Source organism: Streptomyces sp. NBC_00876 (assembly GCF_045207435.1).
In the GTDB taxonomy this organism is placed as follows: Bacteria; Actinomycetota; Actinomycetes; order Streptomycetales; family Streptomycetaceae; genus Streptomyces.
Map to the genome: position 1 here is coordinate 7316130 of NZ_CP108800.1, position 13232 is coordinate 7329361.

At 73.5% G+C, this 13232-nt stretch carries 11 protein-coding genes; 7 read left to right on the top strand and 4 right to left on the bottom strand.

Going from position 1 to position 13232, the window contains the following annotated elements; translation table 11 throughout:
* Nucleotides 1-186: 186 nt before the first annotated feature.
* Together OG782_RS32055 and OG782_RS32060 are read left to right on the top strand one after the other, a co-directional pair.
* Entirely contained in the window at nt 187-1437 is a 1251-nt protein-coding gene (locus OG782_RS32055) for an aminotransferase class I/II-fold pyridoxal phosphate-dependent enzyme (RefSeq protein ID WP_406456977.1), read from the top strand.
* A gap of 37 nt (nt 1438-1474) precedes the next feature.
* Nucleotides 1475-2611, top strand: a complete 1137-nt coding sequence (locus tag OG782_RS32060) for an MBL fold metallo-hydrolase (RefSeq protein ID WP_406456979.1) — start codon at nt 1475-1477, stop codon at nt 2609-2611.
* A 4-nt stretch (nt 2612-2615) separates the two neighbouring features.
* On the opposite strand, the gene OG782_RS32065 is transcribed toward OG782_RS32060, so the two are convergent.
* The 3 genes from OG782_RS32065 to OG782_RS32075 all read right to left on the bottom strand — a co-directional run bounded on the left by OG782_RS32065 (nt 2616) and on the right by OG782_RS32075 (nt 5579).
* On the bottom strand, nt 2616-3245 hold the full coding sequence (locus OG782_RS32065; protein WP_406456981.1) for a DedA family protein: 630 nt from the start codon (nt 3243-3245) through the stop codon (nt 2616-2618).
* Nucleotides 3242-4024 (bottom strand): MBL fold metallo-hydrolase, encoded by a 783-nt coding sequence (locus tag OG782_RS32070; protein ID WP_406456983.1) that lies wholly within the window; start codon nt 4022-4024, stop codon nt 3242-3244. Before OG782_RS32070 ends, OG782_RS32065 begins: the two co-directional genes overlap by 4 nt.
* A 103-nt stretch (nt 4025-4127) precedes the next feature.
* Nucleotides 4128-5579 (bottom strand): PucR family transcriptional regulator, encoded by a 1452-nt coding sequence (locus OG782_RS32075; protein WP_406456985.1) that lies wholly within the window; start codon nt 5577-5579, stop codon nt 4128-4130.
* A gap of 110 nt (nt 5580-5689) precedes the next feature.
* Between OG782_RS32075 and OG782_RS32080 the strand changes: the two genes are divergently transcribed.
* The 5 genes from OG782_RS32080 to OG782_RS32100 all read left to right on the top strand — a co-directional run bounded on the left by OG782_RS32080 (nt 5690) and on the right by OG782_RS32100 (nt 11990).
* Nucleotides 5690-7225: a purine-cytosine permease family protein gene (locus OG782_RS32080; RefSeq protein WP_406456987.1), complete on the top strand. Its 1536-nt coding sequence runs from the start codon at nt 5690-5692 to the stop codon at nt 7223-7225.
* Between the two features lie 44 nt (nt 7226-7269).
* Nucleotides 7270-7677, top strand: a complete 408-nt coding sequence (locus OG782_RS32085) for a YybH family protein (RefSeq protein WP_406456989.1) — start codon at nt 7270-7272, stop codon at nt 7675-7677.
* Nucleotides 7678-7759: 82 nt separating this feature from the next.
* Entirely contained in the window at nt 7760-9205 is a 1446-nt protein-coding gene (locus OG782_RS32090; RefSeq protein ID WP_406456991.1) for a gamma-aminobutyraldehyde dehydrogenase, read from the top strand.
* Nucleotides 9206-9342: 137 nt separating this feature from the next.
* Nucleotides 9343-9747, top strand: a complete 405-nt coding sequence (locus OG782_RS32095) for a hypothetical protein (RefSeq protein ID WP_406456993.1) — start codon at nt 9343-9345, stop codon at nt 9745-9747.
* 104 nt (nt 9748-9851) lie between these two features.
* Complete coding sequence (locus OG782_RS32100; protein WP_406456995.1) at nt 9852-11990, top strand: alkaline phosphatase family protein; 2139 nt, start codon at nt 9852-9854, stop codon at nt 11988-11990.
* A 21-nt stretch (nt 11991-12011) separates the two neighbouring features.
* Here the strand turns inward: OG782_RS32100 and OG782_RS32105 are convergent, their stop codons facing one another.
* A complete protein-coding gene (locus tag OG782_RS32105; protein WP_406456997.1) occupies nt 12012-13064 on the bottom strand; it encodes a LacI family DNA-binding transcriptional regulator in 1053 nt (350 codons plus the stop codon).
* Between the last annotated feature and the right edge of the window lie 168 nt (nt 13065-13232).

Sequence of the window (13232 nt, forward strand, 5' to 3'; positions counted from 1 at the left end):
CGGGGCGAGTGTCAATGGGGCGCACCGCGGGCGGGATCGCGGACGCCGCGCACACCTGGCCGGGCCGTGCTAAGGCCCCCGGGCGGCTTCGCGGTAGAGCAGGCGCCCGGGCCCGTTCCCTCGTATAAAGGGCCCCAGGGCGAGACGGCGGGGTCAGGTGACCGAGCGGCGGCGAAGGAGGCCCGGATGGGCCGGGAGCGGACCGGGCGTCAGGAGCACGGCGCGGACAGGATCCGGGAGGACCGCGGGCCCGTACGGTACGGACCCCCCGCGCCCGGACCCGGGCTGCCGGTTCTGCCCGAACTGGCCGAAGTGCTCGCGGCCGCCGCCGGCGACGGCGCACCCGAACCGGCCGGCGGGTCGGCGGCCCTGCGCGAGGCCGCCTGCGCCTACTGGGAGCGGCGCGGACTGCGCGGCGGCCCCGAGCACGTCGCCGCCGCGCCCGGCACCTCCGCGCTCCTGCTCGCCCTGATCGCCGCGCACGGCGGCGACGTACTGATGCCGCGCCCCTGCCCCGCCTCCTGGATCCCGCAGGCCCGGCTGCTCGGCAGACCCGCCTACCACGTGCCCACGCCCGCCGAGTGCGGCGGCGTGCCCGACCCGTACGCCCTGCTGGAGACCGTACGCAGGGTGCGCGCCGAGGGCGGCAGACCGCGCCTGCTGCTGATCTCGGTGGTCGACGACCCCACCGCCACCGTCGCCCCGCCCGAGCTCGTGCGCGAGGCCTGCGAGGCCGCCGTCGCCGAGGGGCTGCACATCGTCAGCGACGATACCTGGCGCGACACCCTGCACCGGCCGCACGACACCGTGCTGCTCAGCCCGGCGGAGATGTGCCCCGACGACGTCACGGTCGTCTCCGATCTGTCCGGTGCGCTGACCCCGTCGGCCTGGCCGGTCGCGGTCGCCCGGTTCCCGGACACCGCGCGGGCGGCGGTGCGTCACGCCCGTACGCTCGACATCCTCACCGCGCTCGGCGCCTTCGTCGCCGGCCCGGTGGCGGCCGCCGCCGCCCACGCCCTGCGCGAACCGGCCGCCGTCACCGAACGCGTCCGCCGGGCGGCCGCGATGCAGGCACAGGTCGCCGCCGCGGCCCACCGGGCGGTGCTCGCCTCCGGTGCGCTGGCCCGGCCCCCGCAGGCGGGCCGCCACCTCTACGCGGACCTCGGCCCCCTCCGCTCCCGGCTCGGTGCCCGGGGGGTCACGGACTCGCTGGAGCTGGAGGAGTACCTCACACAGCGACTCGGGGCGCCGGTCCCCGGCGGCCACCGGTTCGGCGACGAACTCGGGGCGCTGCGGGTGCGGCTGGGCACCGGATCGCTGCTCGGGTCGACCCCGGAGCAGCAGACGGAGTCCCTCACCGCCGCGGAGCCCCTCGAATTGCCGCACGTCGCGGCAGCCCTGAGCATTCTCCGAGCAGCCCTCGACGAACTCCGCTGACGCGCCGCGCCGGCACACCCGGGACGGGAGCCCCTCGATGACGGACCAGACCGAGCGCTCCCTCGCCCAGGACACACACCGGGTGTCCTGCGGTGAGGTCGTCGAACAGCGCCCCCTGGGAGAGGTGCGGTCGTGGCCCAGCAGCTTCGCCGACCGGCTCACCGCGCCGCTGCCCGGAGTCATGGGCGTGTCCCGGCTGGCCCGCGAGCACGCCATCCGGCCCAACGCGGAGGGGCTGCGTGGCATCCACCGGCTGCCGTACGCCCCCGAACCGCTGCCCGCCACCCCGGCCGGCACCACCTCCGTCACCTGGGTGGGGCACGCCAGCTGGATCATCCGCACGGGGGGACTGACCGTGCTCGCCGACCCCGTCTGGTCCCGCCGCATCCTCGGCACCCCGGCCAGGATCACCCCCGTCGGCGTCCGCTGGGAGGACCTGCCGGTCGTCGACGCCGTCGTCATCAGCCACAACCACTACGACCACCTCGACGCCCCCACCCTGCGCAGACTGCCCCGGCACACCCCGCTGTTCGTCCCCGCCGGGATGGGCCACTGGTGCCGCCGCCGGGGCTTCGGCTGCGTCACGGAACTCGACTGGTGGGAGTCGGCGCAGCTGAACGGCGTCCGCTTCGACTTCGTGCCCTCGCACCACTGGTCCAGGCGCACCCTCACCGACACCTGCCGCTCGCTGTGGGGCGGCTGGGTGATCCGGGACACCGCCGGCTCCGGCCCCGGACAGCGGATCTACTTCGCAGGGGACACCGGATACGGCCACTGGTTCACCGAGATCGGCCGCCGCCACCCCGGCATCGATCTCGCCCTGCTGCCGATCGGCGCGTACGAACCACGCTGGTGGCTCGCCGACGTGCACACCGACCCGGAGGAGGCCGTGCAGGCGTACGAGGATCTCGGCGCCCGCGCGATGGCCCCGATGCACTGGGCGACGTTCCTGCTCTCCGCGGAGCCCGTACTCGAGCCGCTCACCCGGCTGCGCACCGCCTGGCAACGCGCGGGTCACCCGCGCGAGCGGCTCTGGGACCTTCCGATCGGCGGCTCGCGGATGCTCGGCACCGTGAGCGAACCGCGTACCGTCACCGGCCGGGCCGGGCCGTGCCGGAGTCCTGAGCCGCCGCGCGCCGATACCGGCACCGGCCGAACCGCACCGGAGCCCTGAGCCGTCACCCGCCGAACGCCCTCCGCAGCCGGCGCCACACCGCCGGGGCCGCGCTGATCAGCAGCGTCAGGCCCACCGCCGCCACCACACCCTGCCACGGCTCCGGGAACAGCGAACCGCCGAGGATCCCGATCAGCTGATACGTGGCGGCCCACGCCAGGCAGGCCGGCACATCGCCCCGGGCGAAGCGCCGCAGCTCCATCCTGCCCAGCAGACACGCCAGCATCACCGGGATCCGTCCCGCCGGCACCAGCCGGGACAGCACCAGAACCATCGCCCCGTGCTCGTCCAGCTTCCGCTGCGCCTGCGCCAGCCGCTCCGGCGCGGCCCGGTCGGTGATCGCCCGCAGCCACTTGGAACCGTTCTTCGACCGCATCCCGCGCTGCCCCAGCCAGTACAGGCAGATGTCGCCGAGGAACGCCGCGGACGACGCCACCGCGAAGACCACCAGCAGCGCGAACGGCGCCGACTGGTGGAACGCCACCACGGCCGCCGAGCTCACCAGCGCACCCGTCGGCACCACCGGTACCAGGGCGCCCAGCGCCACCAGCAGGAACAGGGACGGATAGCCGACCGCCTGCTGCGTCGACTCCGGGGGCAGCTGCGTGGACTGCCGCAGGAACTCCTGGATCACCCGTCGGCCTCCGGCCGCACGTGCTCGCCGTGCTCCAGCCGGTGCACGCTCACCCGGGGTGCCAGCAGCGCCGCCCGGCGGACGAACTCGTCGCCCGGCGAATGGAACTCGTGGGGCCGGATCGCGTCCATCCCGACCGGCCAGTACGTGCCGTAGTGCACCGGCACGGCCGAGCGCGGTGCCAGCCGGACCAGCGCCTGTGCGGCGCGCTCCGCGTCGAGGTGGCTGTGGCCGAGGAACGGCCCCCAGCCGCCGACCGGCAGCAGGGCCACATCCACCGGGCCGACCGCCTGCGCCATGCCGTCGAAGAGCCCGGTGTCCCCGGCGAAGTAGGTGCGCGCCCCGCCCTCCACCACGTACCCCAGGGCGGGGGAGCGGTGCGGGCCCATCGGAAGCCGCCGGCCGTCGTGCAGCGCCGGCACGGCCCGGATGCGGACCCCGCCCACGCGTACCTCGTCGCCCGCCGCCACCTCGGTGATCCGCAGCCCGCGCACCTTGCGCAGCAGCCGCAGCGCCGGCACGGCCCGGACCGCGCCCAGCGGAACGACCAGCCGTGCGCCCGGGGCGACCCGGGCAAGCGACGGCAGATGCAGATGGTCGGAGTGCAGATGCGAGATGAGGACCACATCGGCGAGTGCGGCCGCCGGACCGGGCAGTGCCCCGCGGCGCCGCCGCAGATGCGCGAAGCGCCGTACGAAAAGGGGGTCGGTCAGGACCCGGACCCCGGAGTCCTCGATCGTGCAGGTGGCATGTCCCCACCAGGTGATCTCCACCGGCACGCGCCGCCTCCTGTTCACCGGGCCTGCCGACGAGCCTACGGGCAGCCGGTCCTCCAGTCCTACGGGCGGGCGGTCCTTCCGGTCCTGGGGGCAGCCGGTCCCTTCAGTCGGTGAGCCCCAGCGTGCCCGCCGCCTGAATGGCCAGCCAGACCTCCGCCAGGGCGCCCGTCGCCCCCAGGTCCCGGCCGGTCAGCGCACCGAAGCGCCGCAGCCGGTAGGCGAGGGTGTTGGGATGGATGTGCAGGGCGGCCGCGGCCGTCTCCGTACGGCGGTCGCGCTCCATCCAGGTGCGGACCGAGACCAGCAGCTGCGAGTCATGGGCCGCGTCGTAGCGCAGCACCTCACCGAGCACATGCTCGACCAGCGCCGTCAGCACCGCCGGGTCCTCGGGCAGCCAGCGGCCCGTCGAGTCGTCGCCGTAGCGGACCACCGGCCGGCCCGACTCGACGGCCTTCGACACCGCCCAGAGCGCCTCCCGCTGCGCCACCCGCAGCGCGTCGCCCGGCAGGAACGGGCGGCTCATCCCCGCAGCCACGTCGGGCAGGCCGCCGATCTCCCCGGCCAGCTCGGGGGAGCCCAGCACATAGCGGTCCTCACCCCACGTCAGCAGCAGATGCGGGTGGTCCTGGAGGCAGCGCAGCAGCGCCTCCTCCGTCGCACGGCGGATCACGATCAGCACGGTGTCGCCCTCGATCGCGTGCCGCGCGAGCCTGCGCCGCGCCGTCTCCGGGTCGAGGACCTCCTGGAGCAGTTCGGCCAGGGTCTCCGCACCCTCGCGGCGCAGCGTCTCGCGCTCGTTGCGCACCATCGCGACGCGCAGCGCCGCCACCGTGGCGATGTGCTGGACGACGGCGAGCCCCGCGGGCTGGGCGCCCTCGCGCTCGTACGCCACCAGGAATCCCGCCGGACCGCCCGGCGCCGGTACCGGCAGCACGAAACCGCCCGGAATGGTCGGCGGCGCGTCCGCGGAGGCGGGCAGCACCCCCGGTTCGGGTACCGGCACCCCGGGCAGCAGCGGGCGCCCCTGCGGGGTGCAGAGATACACGTCGTACCCCGACAGGCGCTCCAGGCGGCGCAGCAGCGTCGGCGTGTCCAGATCCTCGGCCACCAGCCACCGAAGCGAACCGAAGACCTGGAGCTGGGCGCCCAGCCGGTACCGGGCGTCCTCCTGAACCGAGGCGGCCACCTCCTGGGACACCGCGATGAAGGGCACGGCGAGCGGCACCTCCAGCACCGGGAAGCCCCGCTCCTCGGCCGCCCGGAAGAACGCGTCGTGCAGCGGCGGCATGTGCAGCTGCGCCGAGAGCGCCAGGGCGGAGACCCCGGCGTCGTCCAGCCGCTCCAGATACGCGCGCTGCCCGGCGGCCGTGCGCGGCACCGCCAGGCCCGCCGTCATGATCACCTCGGCGCCGAGCAGCCACGGCGTCGGATCGGCCAGCTCGCTCGCGTGCGCCCAGGAGACGGACCGCCCCAGGCCGCCGCTGCCCGCCCGCACGGTGAGCTGGAGCGCGGGGAAGGAGAGCAGGTCCTCGACAGTGAGTTTGTTGGTGGCCACATATATGAGGGTATCCGTCTGTGACTTTCACAATTGCCCACGGTGTCCGCGCCGCACACACTGAGGGGCCAGCCCCTGGATGAACTGCACGAACAGTAGGTGGAACGCCCGTGACGACCTCGATCACCGAAGTCGAGACCAACGGTGTGGAGCGGATCCCCGACGCGGACCGCACCGCCCGTCCCGTCGACCTCTTCCGGCTCGCATTCGGCGGCGCCAACACCTTCGCGACCTGTGTGCTGGGCGCCTTCCCGATCCTGTTCGGCCTCTCCTTCTGGCAGGGCCTCGCCGCGACCGTCCTCGGCCTCGTCGCCGGGGCGCTGCTGCTCGCGCCCATGTCGCTGTTCGGCCCGCGCAACGGCACCAACAACGCCGTCTCCTCCTCCGCCCACCTCGGTGTGCACGGCCGGGTCGTCGGCTCGTTCCTCTCGCTGCTCACCGCGGTCGCGTTCTTCTCGATCTCGGTGTGGTCCTCCGGCGACGCCCTGGTCGGCGGCGCCCACCGGCTCGTGGACGTTCCCGAGTCCGATCTCTCGTACGCCATCGCCTACGCGATCTTCGCCGGGCTCGTCCTCGTGGTCTGCGTCTACGGCTTCCGCTTCATGCTGCTCGTCAACAAGATCGCGGTGGTGGCGGCCTCGGCCCTGTTCGTCCTCGGCGCCTTCGCCTTCGCCGGAGACTTCGACGCCGGATACGCGGGCTCCTTCGCCTCGACCTCCGACCCGCTGTTCTGGCCGTCCTTCGTCGGCGCCGCGCTGATCGTGCTGTCCAACCCGGTCTCGTTCGGAGCCTTCCTCGGCGACTGGTCCCGCTACATCCCGGCCGACACCCCGCGCCGCCGGGTCATGGGCGCCGCCTTCCTCGCCCAGATCGCCACGCTGCTGCCCTTCGTCTTCGGCCTCGCCACCGCGTCGATCATCGCCACCAAGGCCGCGAAGTACGTCGATCCGGCCGCCCCCAACTACGTCGGCGGACTGCTCGCCATCTCGCCCGGCTGGTACTTCCTGCCGCTCTGCCTGATCGCCCTCATCGGCGGACTCTCCACCGGCACGACCGCGCTGTACGGCACCGGGCTCGACGTCTCCAGCGTCTTCACCCGCTTCAGCCGCGTGCAGTCGACGTTCTTCATCGGCGCCCTGTCGATCGCCTTCATCTTCGTCGGCCGCTTCGCGCTCAACCTCGCGCAGTCCATCTCCACCTTCGCCACCCTGATCATCACCTGCACCGCGCCGTGGATGATCGTCATGGCGCTGGGCTACGTGACCCGGCGCGGCTGGTACGACGCCGAGGCGCTCCAGGTCTTCAACCGCCGGCAGACCGGTGGCCGCTACTGGTTCAACCACGGCTGGAACTGGCGCGGCCTGGCTACCTGGCTGGTCTCCGCCGGGGTGGCGCTCCTGTTCACCAACCTGCCCGGCCAGTTCGTCGGCCCGCTCGGCGACCTCGCCAACGGCACGGACATCTCGCTGCCGGTCGGTCTCGGCCTCGCCGCCGTCCTCTACCTCGTCCTGCTGACGCTCTTCCCCGAGCCCCGCGGCGTGTACGGGCCGGACGGGCCGCGCTTCGTCCGGGCCTCGGACACCCCCGTCCCGCCGATCACCGGCGCCGACGACGAGCCCGCCGCCCAGCCGGCCGCGGCCCTCTGACCCCCCCTTCCCCGCCTCCACCCCCGTTCATCCAGGAGCCGTCCATGAGCACGCCCGACCGGGACACCGAAGCGATCCGGGCCGCTGCCGCGGCGCTCGTCGCCGCCTTCGCCGAGGGTCGCCTCGACGACTACTTCGGCGCCTTCGCCCCCGACGCGACCTTCGTCTTCCACTCCACCCCGCAGCGGCTCGGCTCCACCGCCGAGTACCGCGCCCTGTGGCAGGAGTGGGTGGACCAGGACGGCTTCCGCGTCCTCGGCTGCACCTCGACCGGGCAGCTGATCCAGCACTTCGGTTCCACCGCCGTCTTCAGCCACGACGTGGAGACGACCGTCTCCACCCGGGCCGGGCAGGAGACGGTCCACGAGCGCGAGACGATCGTCTTCGCACGCGCCGAGGACGGCAGCTGGCCCGCCGTCCACGAGCACCTGTCCGCCCGCACGGCCGCCTGACCCGCGCGGGCGGCCGCCTCCGCCGCACCGCCCGCCCGGCCCGTACCGCCGACCGATCACGAGAGAAACCGGTTCTCCCCGTATGCCCCTCACGTTCCGCAACTTCATCGACGGTGTCCCCGCGGACGCCTCGGACGGCCGCACCCTCGACGTCGTGGACCCGGCCACCGGCGAGGTCTACGCGACCTCCCCGCTCTCCGGCGAGGCCGACGTCGACGCGGCCATGGCGGCCGCCGCTGCCGCGTTCCCCGTCTGGCGCGACAGCACGCCGTCCGTCCGCCAGCTGGCCCTGCTGCGGATCGCGGACGCGATGGAGGCCCGGGCCGACGAGCTGGTGGCGGCCGAGAGCCGCGACACCGGCAAGCCGCTGCACCTGACCCGCAGCGAGGAGCTGGCCCCCGCCATCGACCAGGTCCGCTTCTTCGCGGGCGCCGCCCGGCTGCTGGAGGGCCGCTCGGCCGGCGAGTACATGGACGGCATGACCTCGATCATCCGCCGTGAGCCGGTCGGTGTCTGCGCGCAGGTCGCGCCGTGGAACTACCCGCTGATGATGGCCGTCTGGAAGTTCGCCCCGGCACTCGCCGCGGGCAACGCCGTGGTCCTCAAGCCCTCGGACACCACCCCCGCGTCCACCGTCCTGCTCGCCGAGATCATCGGCGGGGTGCTGGAGTCGCTGGAGCTGCCCCGCGGAATCTTCAACGTCGTCTGCGGCGACCGGGAGACCGGCCGGCTGATGGTCGAGCACCGGACCCCGGCGATGGCCTCCATCACCGGTTCGGTCCGGGCCGGCATCCAGGTCGCCCAGAGCGCGGCCATCGACGTCAAGCGCGTCCACCTGGAGCTCGGCGGCAAGGCGCCCGCGGTGATCTTCGAGGACGCGGACCTGTCGAAGGCGGTCGACGACCTGATCGTCGGCGGCTTCTTCAACGCCGGACAGGACTGCACGGCCGCGACCCGCGTCCTGGTCCACGAGTCCGTCCACGACGAGTTCGTCACCGCGCTCGCCGAGGCCGCCGCCGACACGAAGACCGGCCCGGCGGACGACGAGGACGTGCTCTACGGCCCGCTCAACAACGCCGGACAGCTCGCCCAGGTCAGCGGCTTCATCGCGAGGCTCCCCGAGCACGCCAGGGTCGAGGCCGGCGGCCACCGGGTCGGCGACCAGGGCTACTTCTACGCCCCGACCGTCGTCTCCGGGCTCAAGCAGGACGACGAGATCATCCAGAACGAGGTCTTCGGCCCGGTCATCACCGTCCAGTCGTTCACCGACGAGGCCCAGGCCGTCGCCTACGCCAACGGCGTCGACTACGCGCTGGCCTCCTCGGTGTGGACCAAGGACCACGCCCGCGCCATGCGGATGTCCAGGAACCTCGACTTCGGCTGTGTGTGGATCAACACCCACATGGCGCTCGTCGCGGAGATGCCGCACGGCGGATTCAAGAAGTCCGGCTACGGCAAGGACCTCTCCGCCTACGGCTTCGAGGACTACACCCGCATCAAGCACGTCATGACCTCGCTCGACGGCTGACCCGTGTGCGGGAGCGGGCGCCGGTCCCCGTGACCCGCGCCCGCTCCCCGTACGCCCCCGTCCCGCCCCGCCGCGCGCCTTCTTGCGCGGGAATCAGGCGGGTAGGGTCGGGGCACGCCTAGCACGGGGGGACGGCCATGGGGGACGTACGGGTGGCGGCCATCGCCAGTCTCACGCCGCTCGAGGAACTCGACAGCGATCCGTTCCTCGTGGACACCCGGAGCCAGCACGCCATGTGCGCCCGCTGGGCCGCCGACCGGGGCTACGTGGTCACCCGGCAGCTGCGCCTCTACGGACTGCGCGCCGACCACCACGCGCTCTGGGCCGATGTCGAGGGGGGCGAGGTCGAGGTCTTCGTCGCGGCCCACGACCGGGTGCTCGCACGGGCCGTCGCCTCGGTGCCGCAGTTCGCGGCGGAGTGCGAGCGGCGCGGCGTACGCCTGGAGATCGCCGGTCTCGACGAACCGCAGTACAGCGCCCGTACGAAGGCCAGCGTGCACCGCAGGCTCTCCATGCCGACCGCCGGCTACGACGGCTGCTGACCACTGCGGCCGCCCGGCTCCCGGTTCCGCGGCGCGACGCCCCTGTTGTGAAAGGCTTGGGCAGGGCCCGGAACGGCGGGGCCCGGACGTGAGGTGGCAGCGGCGTGGGTGACGGGCGATGGCGAGCAGCCGGCAGCGCCCTGATGCGAGTGATCGCGGTGTGGGCGGTCTCGACGCTCACCATGCTGGTGCTCGCCGGGATTCTGCCGGACTTCCAGCTCCAGTCGGACGACGGCGACAGCGTCACCAAGACCGCGTTCACCGCGGCGTGGGGCGCGGGCGCGTTCGGTCTGCTCTCGGCGCTGGTCTGGCCGGTGCTCGTACGGGCGCTGCTCATCGTGCCGGCCCTGGTCCTCGGCATGCTCGTCTTCTTCCTCAACGGCTCGCTGCTGCTGATCGCGCTGCGCCTCATCCCGGACGGGCGCGGCGCCGCCGCCCCGGAGACGGCTGTCGTCGTCGCGGCCGTGATGTCCGCCGTCGCCTCCGCGACCTCCACCGCTCTGGCCGTCCGGGACGACAACGCCTACCGCCGAAGACTCTCGCGCCTGGCCGAACTGCGCCGCCGCCGCAGCGGTACGGCCGGCGCGGGCGATGAGGGAGCGCCCGGCACCGTCTTCATCCAGCTCGACGGCGTCGGCCACGACGTCCTCGCACAGGCGGCGGCCGACGGACTCATGCCGACCGTCGCGCACTGGCTGGCCGACGCGGAGGGCCACCGCCTCACCCCGTGGCGCACCGACTGGTCCAGCCAGACCGGCGCCAGCCAGCTCGGCATCCTGCACGGCAGCAACCACGACGTCCCGGCCTTCCGCTGGTACGAGAAGGAGACCGGCGACATCATGGTCTCCAGCAGACCGGCGAGCGCTCTCGAACTGCAGCGCCGCGCCATCGTGCGCACCAAGGACGGCGGACTGCTCACCCTCGACGGAGCCAGCCGCGGCAACCTCTTCAGCGGCGGCGCCGACCAGCTCGCACTCGTACTGTCGATGGCCGCCCGGCGGGGCAAGGGACGGCGCTCCCGGGCCGGGTACTTCGCCTACTTCTCCGATCCGGCCAACGCGGTCCGTACCGCCCTCTCGTTCGTCGCCGAGGTCGGCCGTGAGATCGGACAGTCGACCAGGGCCCGGATCCGCAAGGAGACGCCCCGGATCAAACGCGGCGGGCTCTACCCCTTCATCCGGGCCTTCGCGACCGTCGTGGAACGCGATGTGGTGGTCGCCGCCGTCATGGGCGACATGTTCGCCGGACGGACCGCCGTCTACGCCGACCTGGTGGCCTACGACGAGGTGGCCCACCACTCGGGGCCGCACAGCCGGGACGCCGAGAAGGTCCTCGCCCGGCTGGACCGCTCGCTCGCCCTGATCGTCAAGGTCGCCGAGCACACCCCGCGCACCTACCGCATCGTGCTCCTGTCCGACCACGGCCAGAGCCCGGGGGAGACCTTCGCCGGGGTGTACGGGCTGACGCTCAAGGACCTGGTGCGGGCGGGCAGCGGACTGCCGGTGCCCCGCCGGGCCCAGCGCACCCGCAGCGGCTCCGAGGCGCGTGACGCGGTCCGGATCGCCCTCCACCGGCCGGTGGCCGAGGGACAGGAGGAACGCGTCGCCAAGCCCTCCGACCCGGTCGTCCTCGCCTCCGGCAACCTCGGGCTGATCTCCTTCCCCGACATCGCGGGACGCGCCTCGCTGGAGCAGATCGGGCGCCGCCACCCCGCCCTGCTCGGCACGCTCGCCAGCCACCCCGGCATCGGCTTCCTGCTCGTCCGCAGCGAGCGCCACGGCTCGGTGGTGCTGGGACGCGACGGCACGCAGATTCCCGTTGCGGAACTGGCGGACGGACAGGGGCCGCTGGCCCCCTTCGGTCCGGGCGCGGCCGACGCGGTCCGGCGCACGGACACCTTCCCGCACGTCGCCGACGTGATGGTCAACTCGATGCACGACCCCGGGACCGGCACCGTGCACGCCTTCGAGGAGCAGATCGGCTCGCACGGCGGTCTGGGCGGCGAGCAGTCGCGCCCGTTCCTGCTGTGGCCGCGCGGGATGACGGACCCACTGGAAGCGGCCACCGGCGAGGGCGGGGAGCGGGTCGGCGAACTCGTCGGAGCGGAGGCGGTGCACCGGGTCCTGAGACGCTGGCTGGGCGAGGTCTCGGGACCGCAGGTGCCGATGGGGGGAACCGTGCGTCCCGCTGCCGAAGGCCTCCCCGGCGGGGAGAAGGACGCCGGCACCGGCGCACTGGGCTGAGGGCTGCCCCGGGAGCTCCGGTCAGGCCGACTGCCGCCGTACCAGGGTCGGATGGAAGATCACAGAGGGCGCCCGCACGCCGGGCTCACCGATCTGCCTCAGCAGCAGCCGGGCCATCTCCGCGGACATCTCCTCGACCGGCTGCCGGACCGTCGTCAGCGGCGGATCACAGGCCAGGGCCGCACTGCTGTCGTCGAACCCGACGAGGGCCACGTCCCCGGGGACGTCCCTGCCGGCCCGCAGCAGCACCGGAATGGCGCCCAGAGCCATCAGGTCCGACGCGATGAACACCGCGTCCAGGTCCGGACGCTCGGCGAGCAGCCGCCTCATGGCCGTCGCGCCGCCCGCATGGGTGAAGTCGCCCTCGGCGGCCGCCACATCCACGATGCCGTGCAGGGCGAGCGCGTCCACGAAGCCCGTGAGCCGCGCCTGACCGGCCGGCATGTCCTGCGGGCCCGTCACGGTGCCGATCCGGCGGCGGCCCAGTGAGACCAGATGGTCGGCGGCCAGCTGGGCACCGGCCATCTGGTCCGCCTCGACGTACGTGATCGGGGCCGGCCTGCGGGGCTGTCCCGCGAGCACGGCGGGCAGCCGGGTGTCGTGCAGCTGCCCCGGGAGCGGATCGTCCGCGTGCGACGAGATCAGCACCACGCCGTCGACATGCCCGTGGCGCAGATAGGACAGCAACTGGTCGCGGGACTCCTGGTCGTCGGCCAGCATCAGCACCAGTTGGATGCCCGCCGGACGCAGGACCTCGAGCAGTCCGCTGACCACCCGTCCGAAGTACGGATCGGAGAACATCCGGCCGACGAAGGGCTCGGACACGGTGCGCCGCTCCCGCTCCGAGACGACGAGCGCGATCGAGTCGGTGCGCCGGGTCACCAGCGAGCGGGCCGCCCGGTTGGGCACGTAGCCGGTGGCGTCCACGGCCTCCTCGACCATCCGCCGCAGCGCCGGGTCCACGGTGGTCGCCCCGTTGATCACCCGGGACACCGTCGCCCGTGACACCCCGGCCACCCCGGCGACGTCCTCCAGGGTGGCGGGACGGGCGGGCAGCGGCACATCGGCAGTCATGCAGTCTTTATACCGGGTGGTACGACCGGCGCGGAAACGGTTGATCAGGCCCGGGGAACACGTGGAACGGGGCATCAGCCGGTGTTCCCGGACAAGCCGGGAAGCCGGTCCAGTCCGGCCCGGCGGGCCGGCACCGGTGCGGCGGACTCCGCCGCTCGCGTCCGGGGC

Coding starts and splice junctions, on each gene's coding strand:
- OG782_RS32055 (WP_406456977.1), top strand. CDS start 187: ATGGGCCGGGAGCGGACCGGGCGTCAGGAGCACGGCGCGGACAGGATC.
- OG782_RS32060 (WP_406456979.1), top strand. CDS start 1,475: ATGACGGACCAGACCGAGCGCTCCCTCGCCCAGGACACACACCGGGTG.
- OG782_RS32085 (WP_406456989.1), top strand. CDS start 7,270: ATGAGCACGCCCGACCGGGACACCGAAGCGATCCGGGCCGCTGCCGCG.
- OG782_RS32090 (WP_406456991.1), top strand. CDS start 7,760: ATGCCCCTCACGTTCCGCAACTTCATCGACGGTGTCCCCGCGGACGCC.
- OG782_RS32095 (WP_406456993.1), top strand. CDS start 9,343: ATGGGGGACGTACGGGTGGCGGCCATCGCCAGTCTCACGCCGCTCGAG.
- OG782_RS32105 (WP_406456997.1), bottom strand. CDS start 13,064: ATGACTGCCGATGTGCCGCTGCCCGCCCGTCCCGCCACCCTGGAGGAC.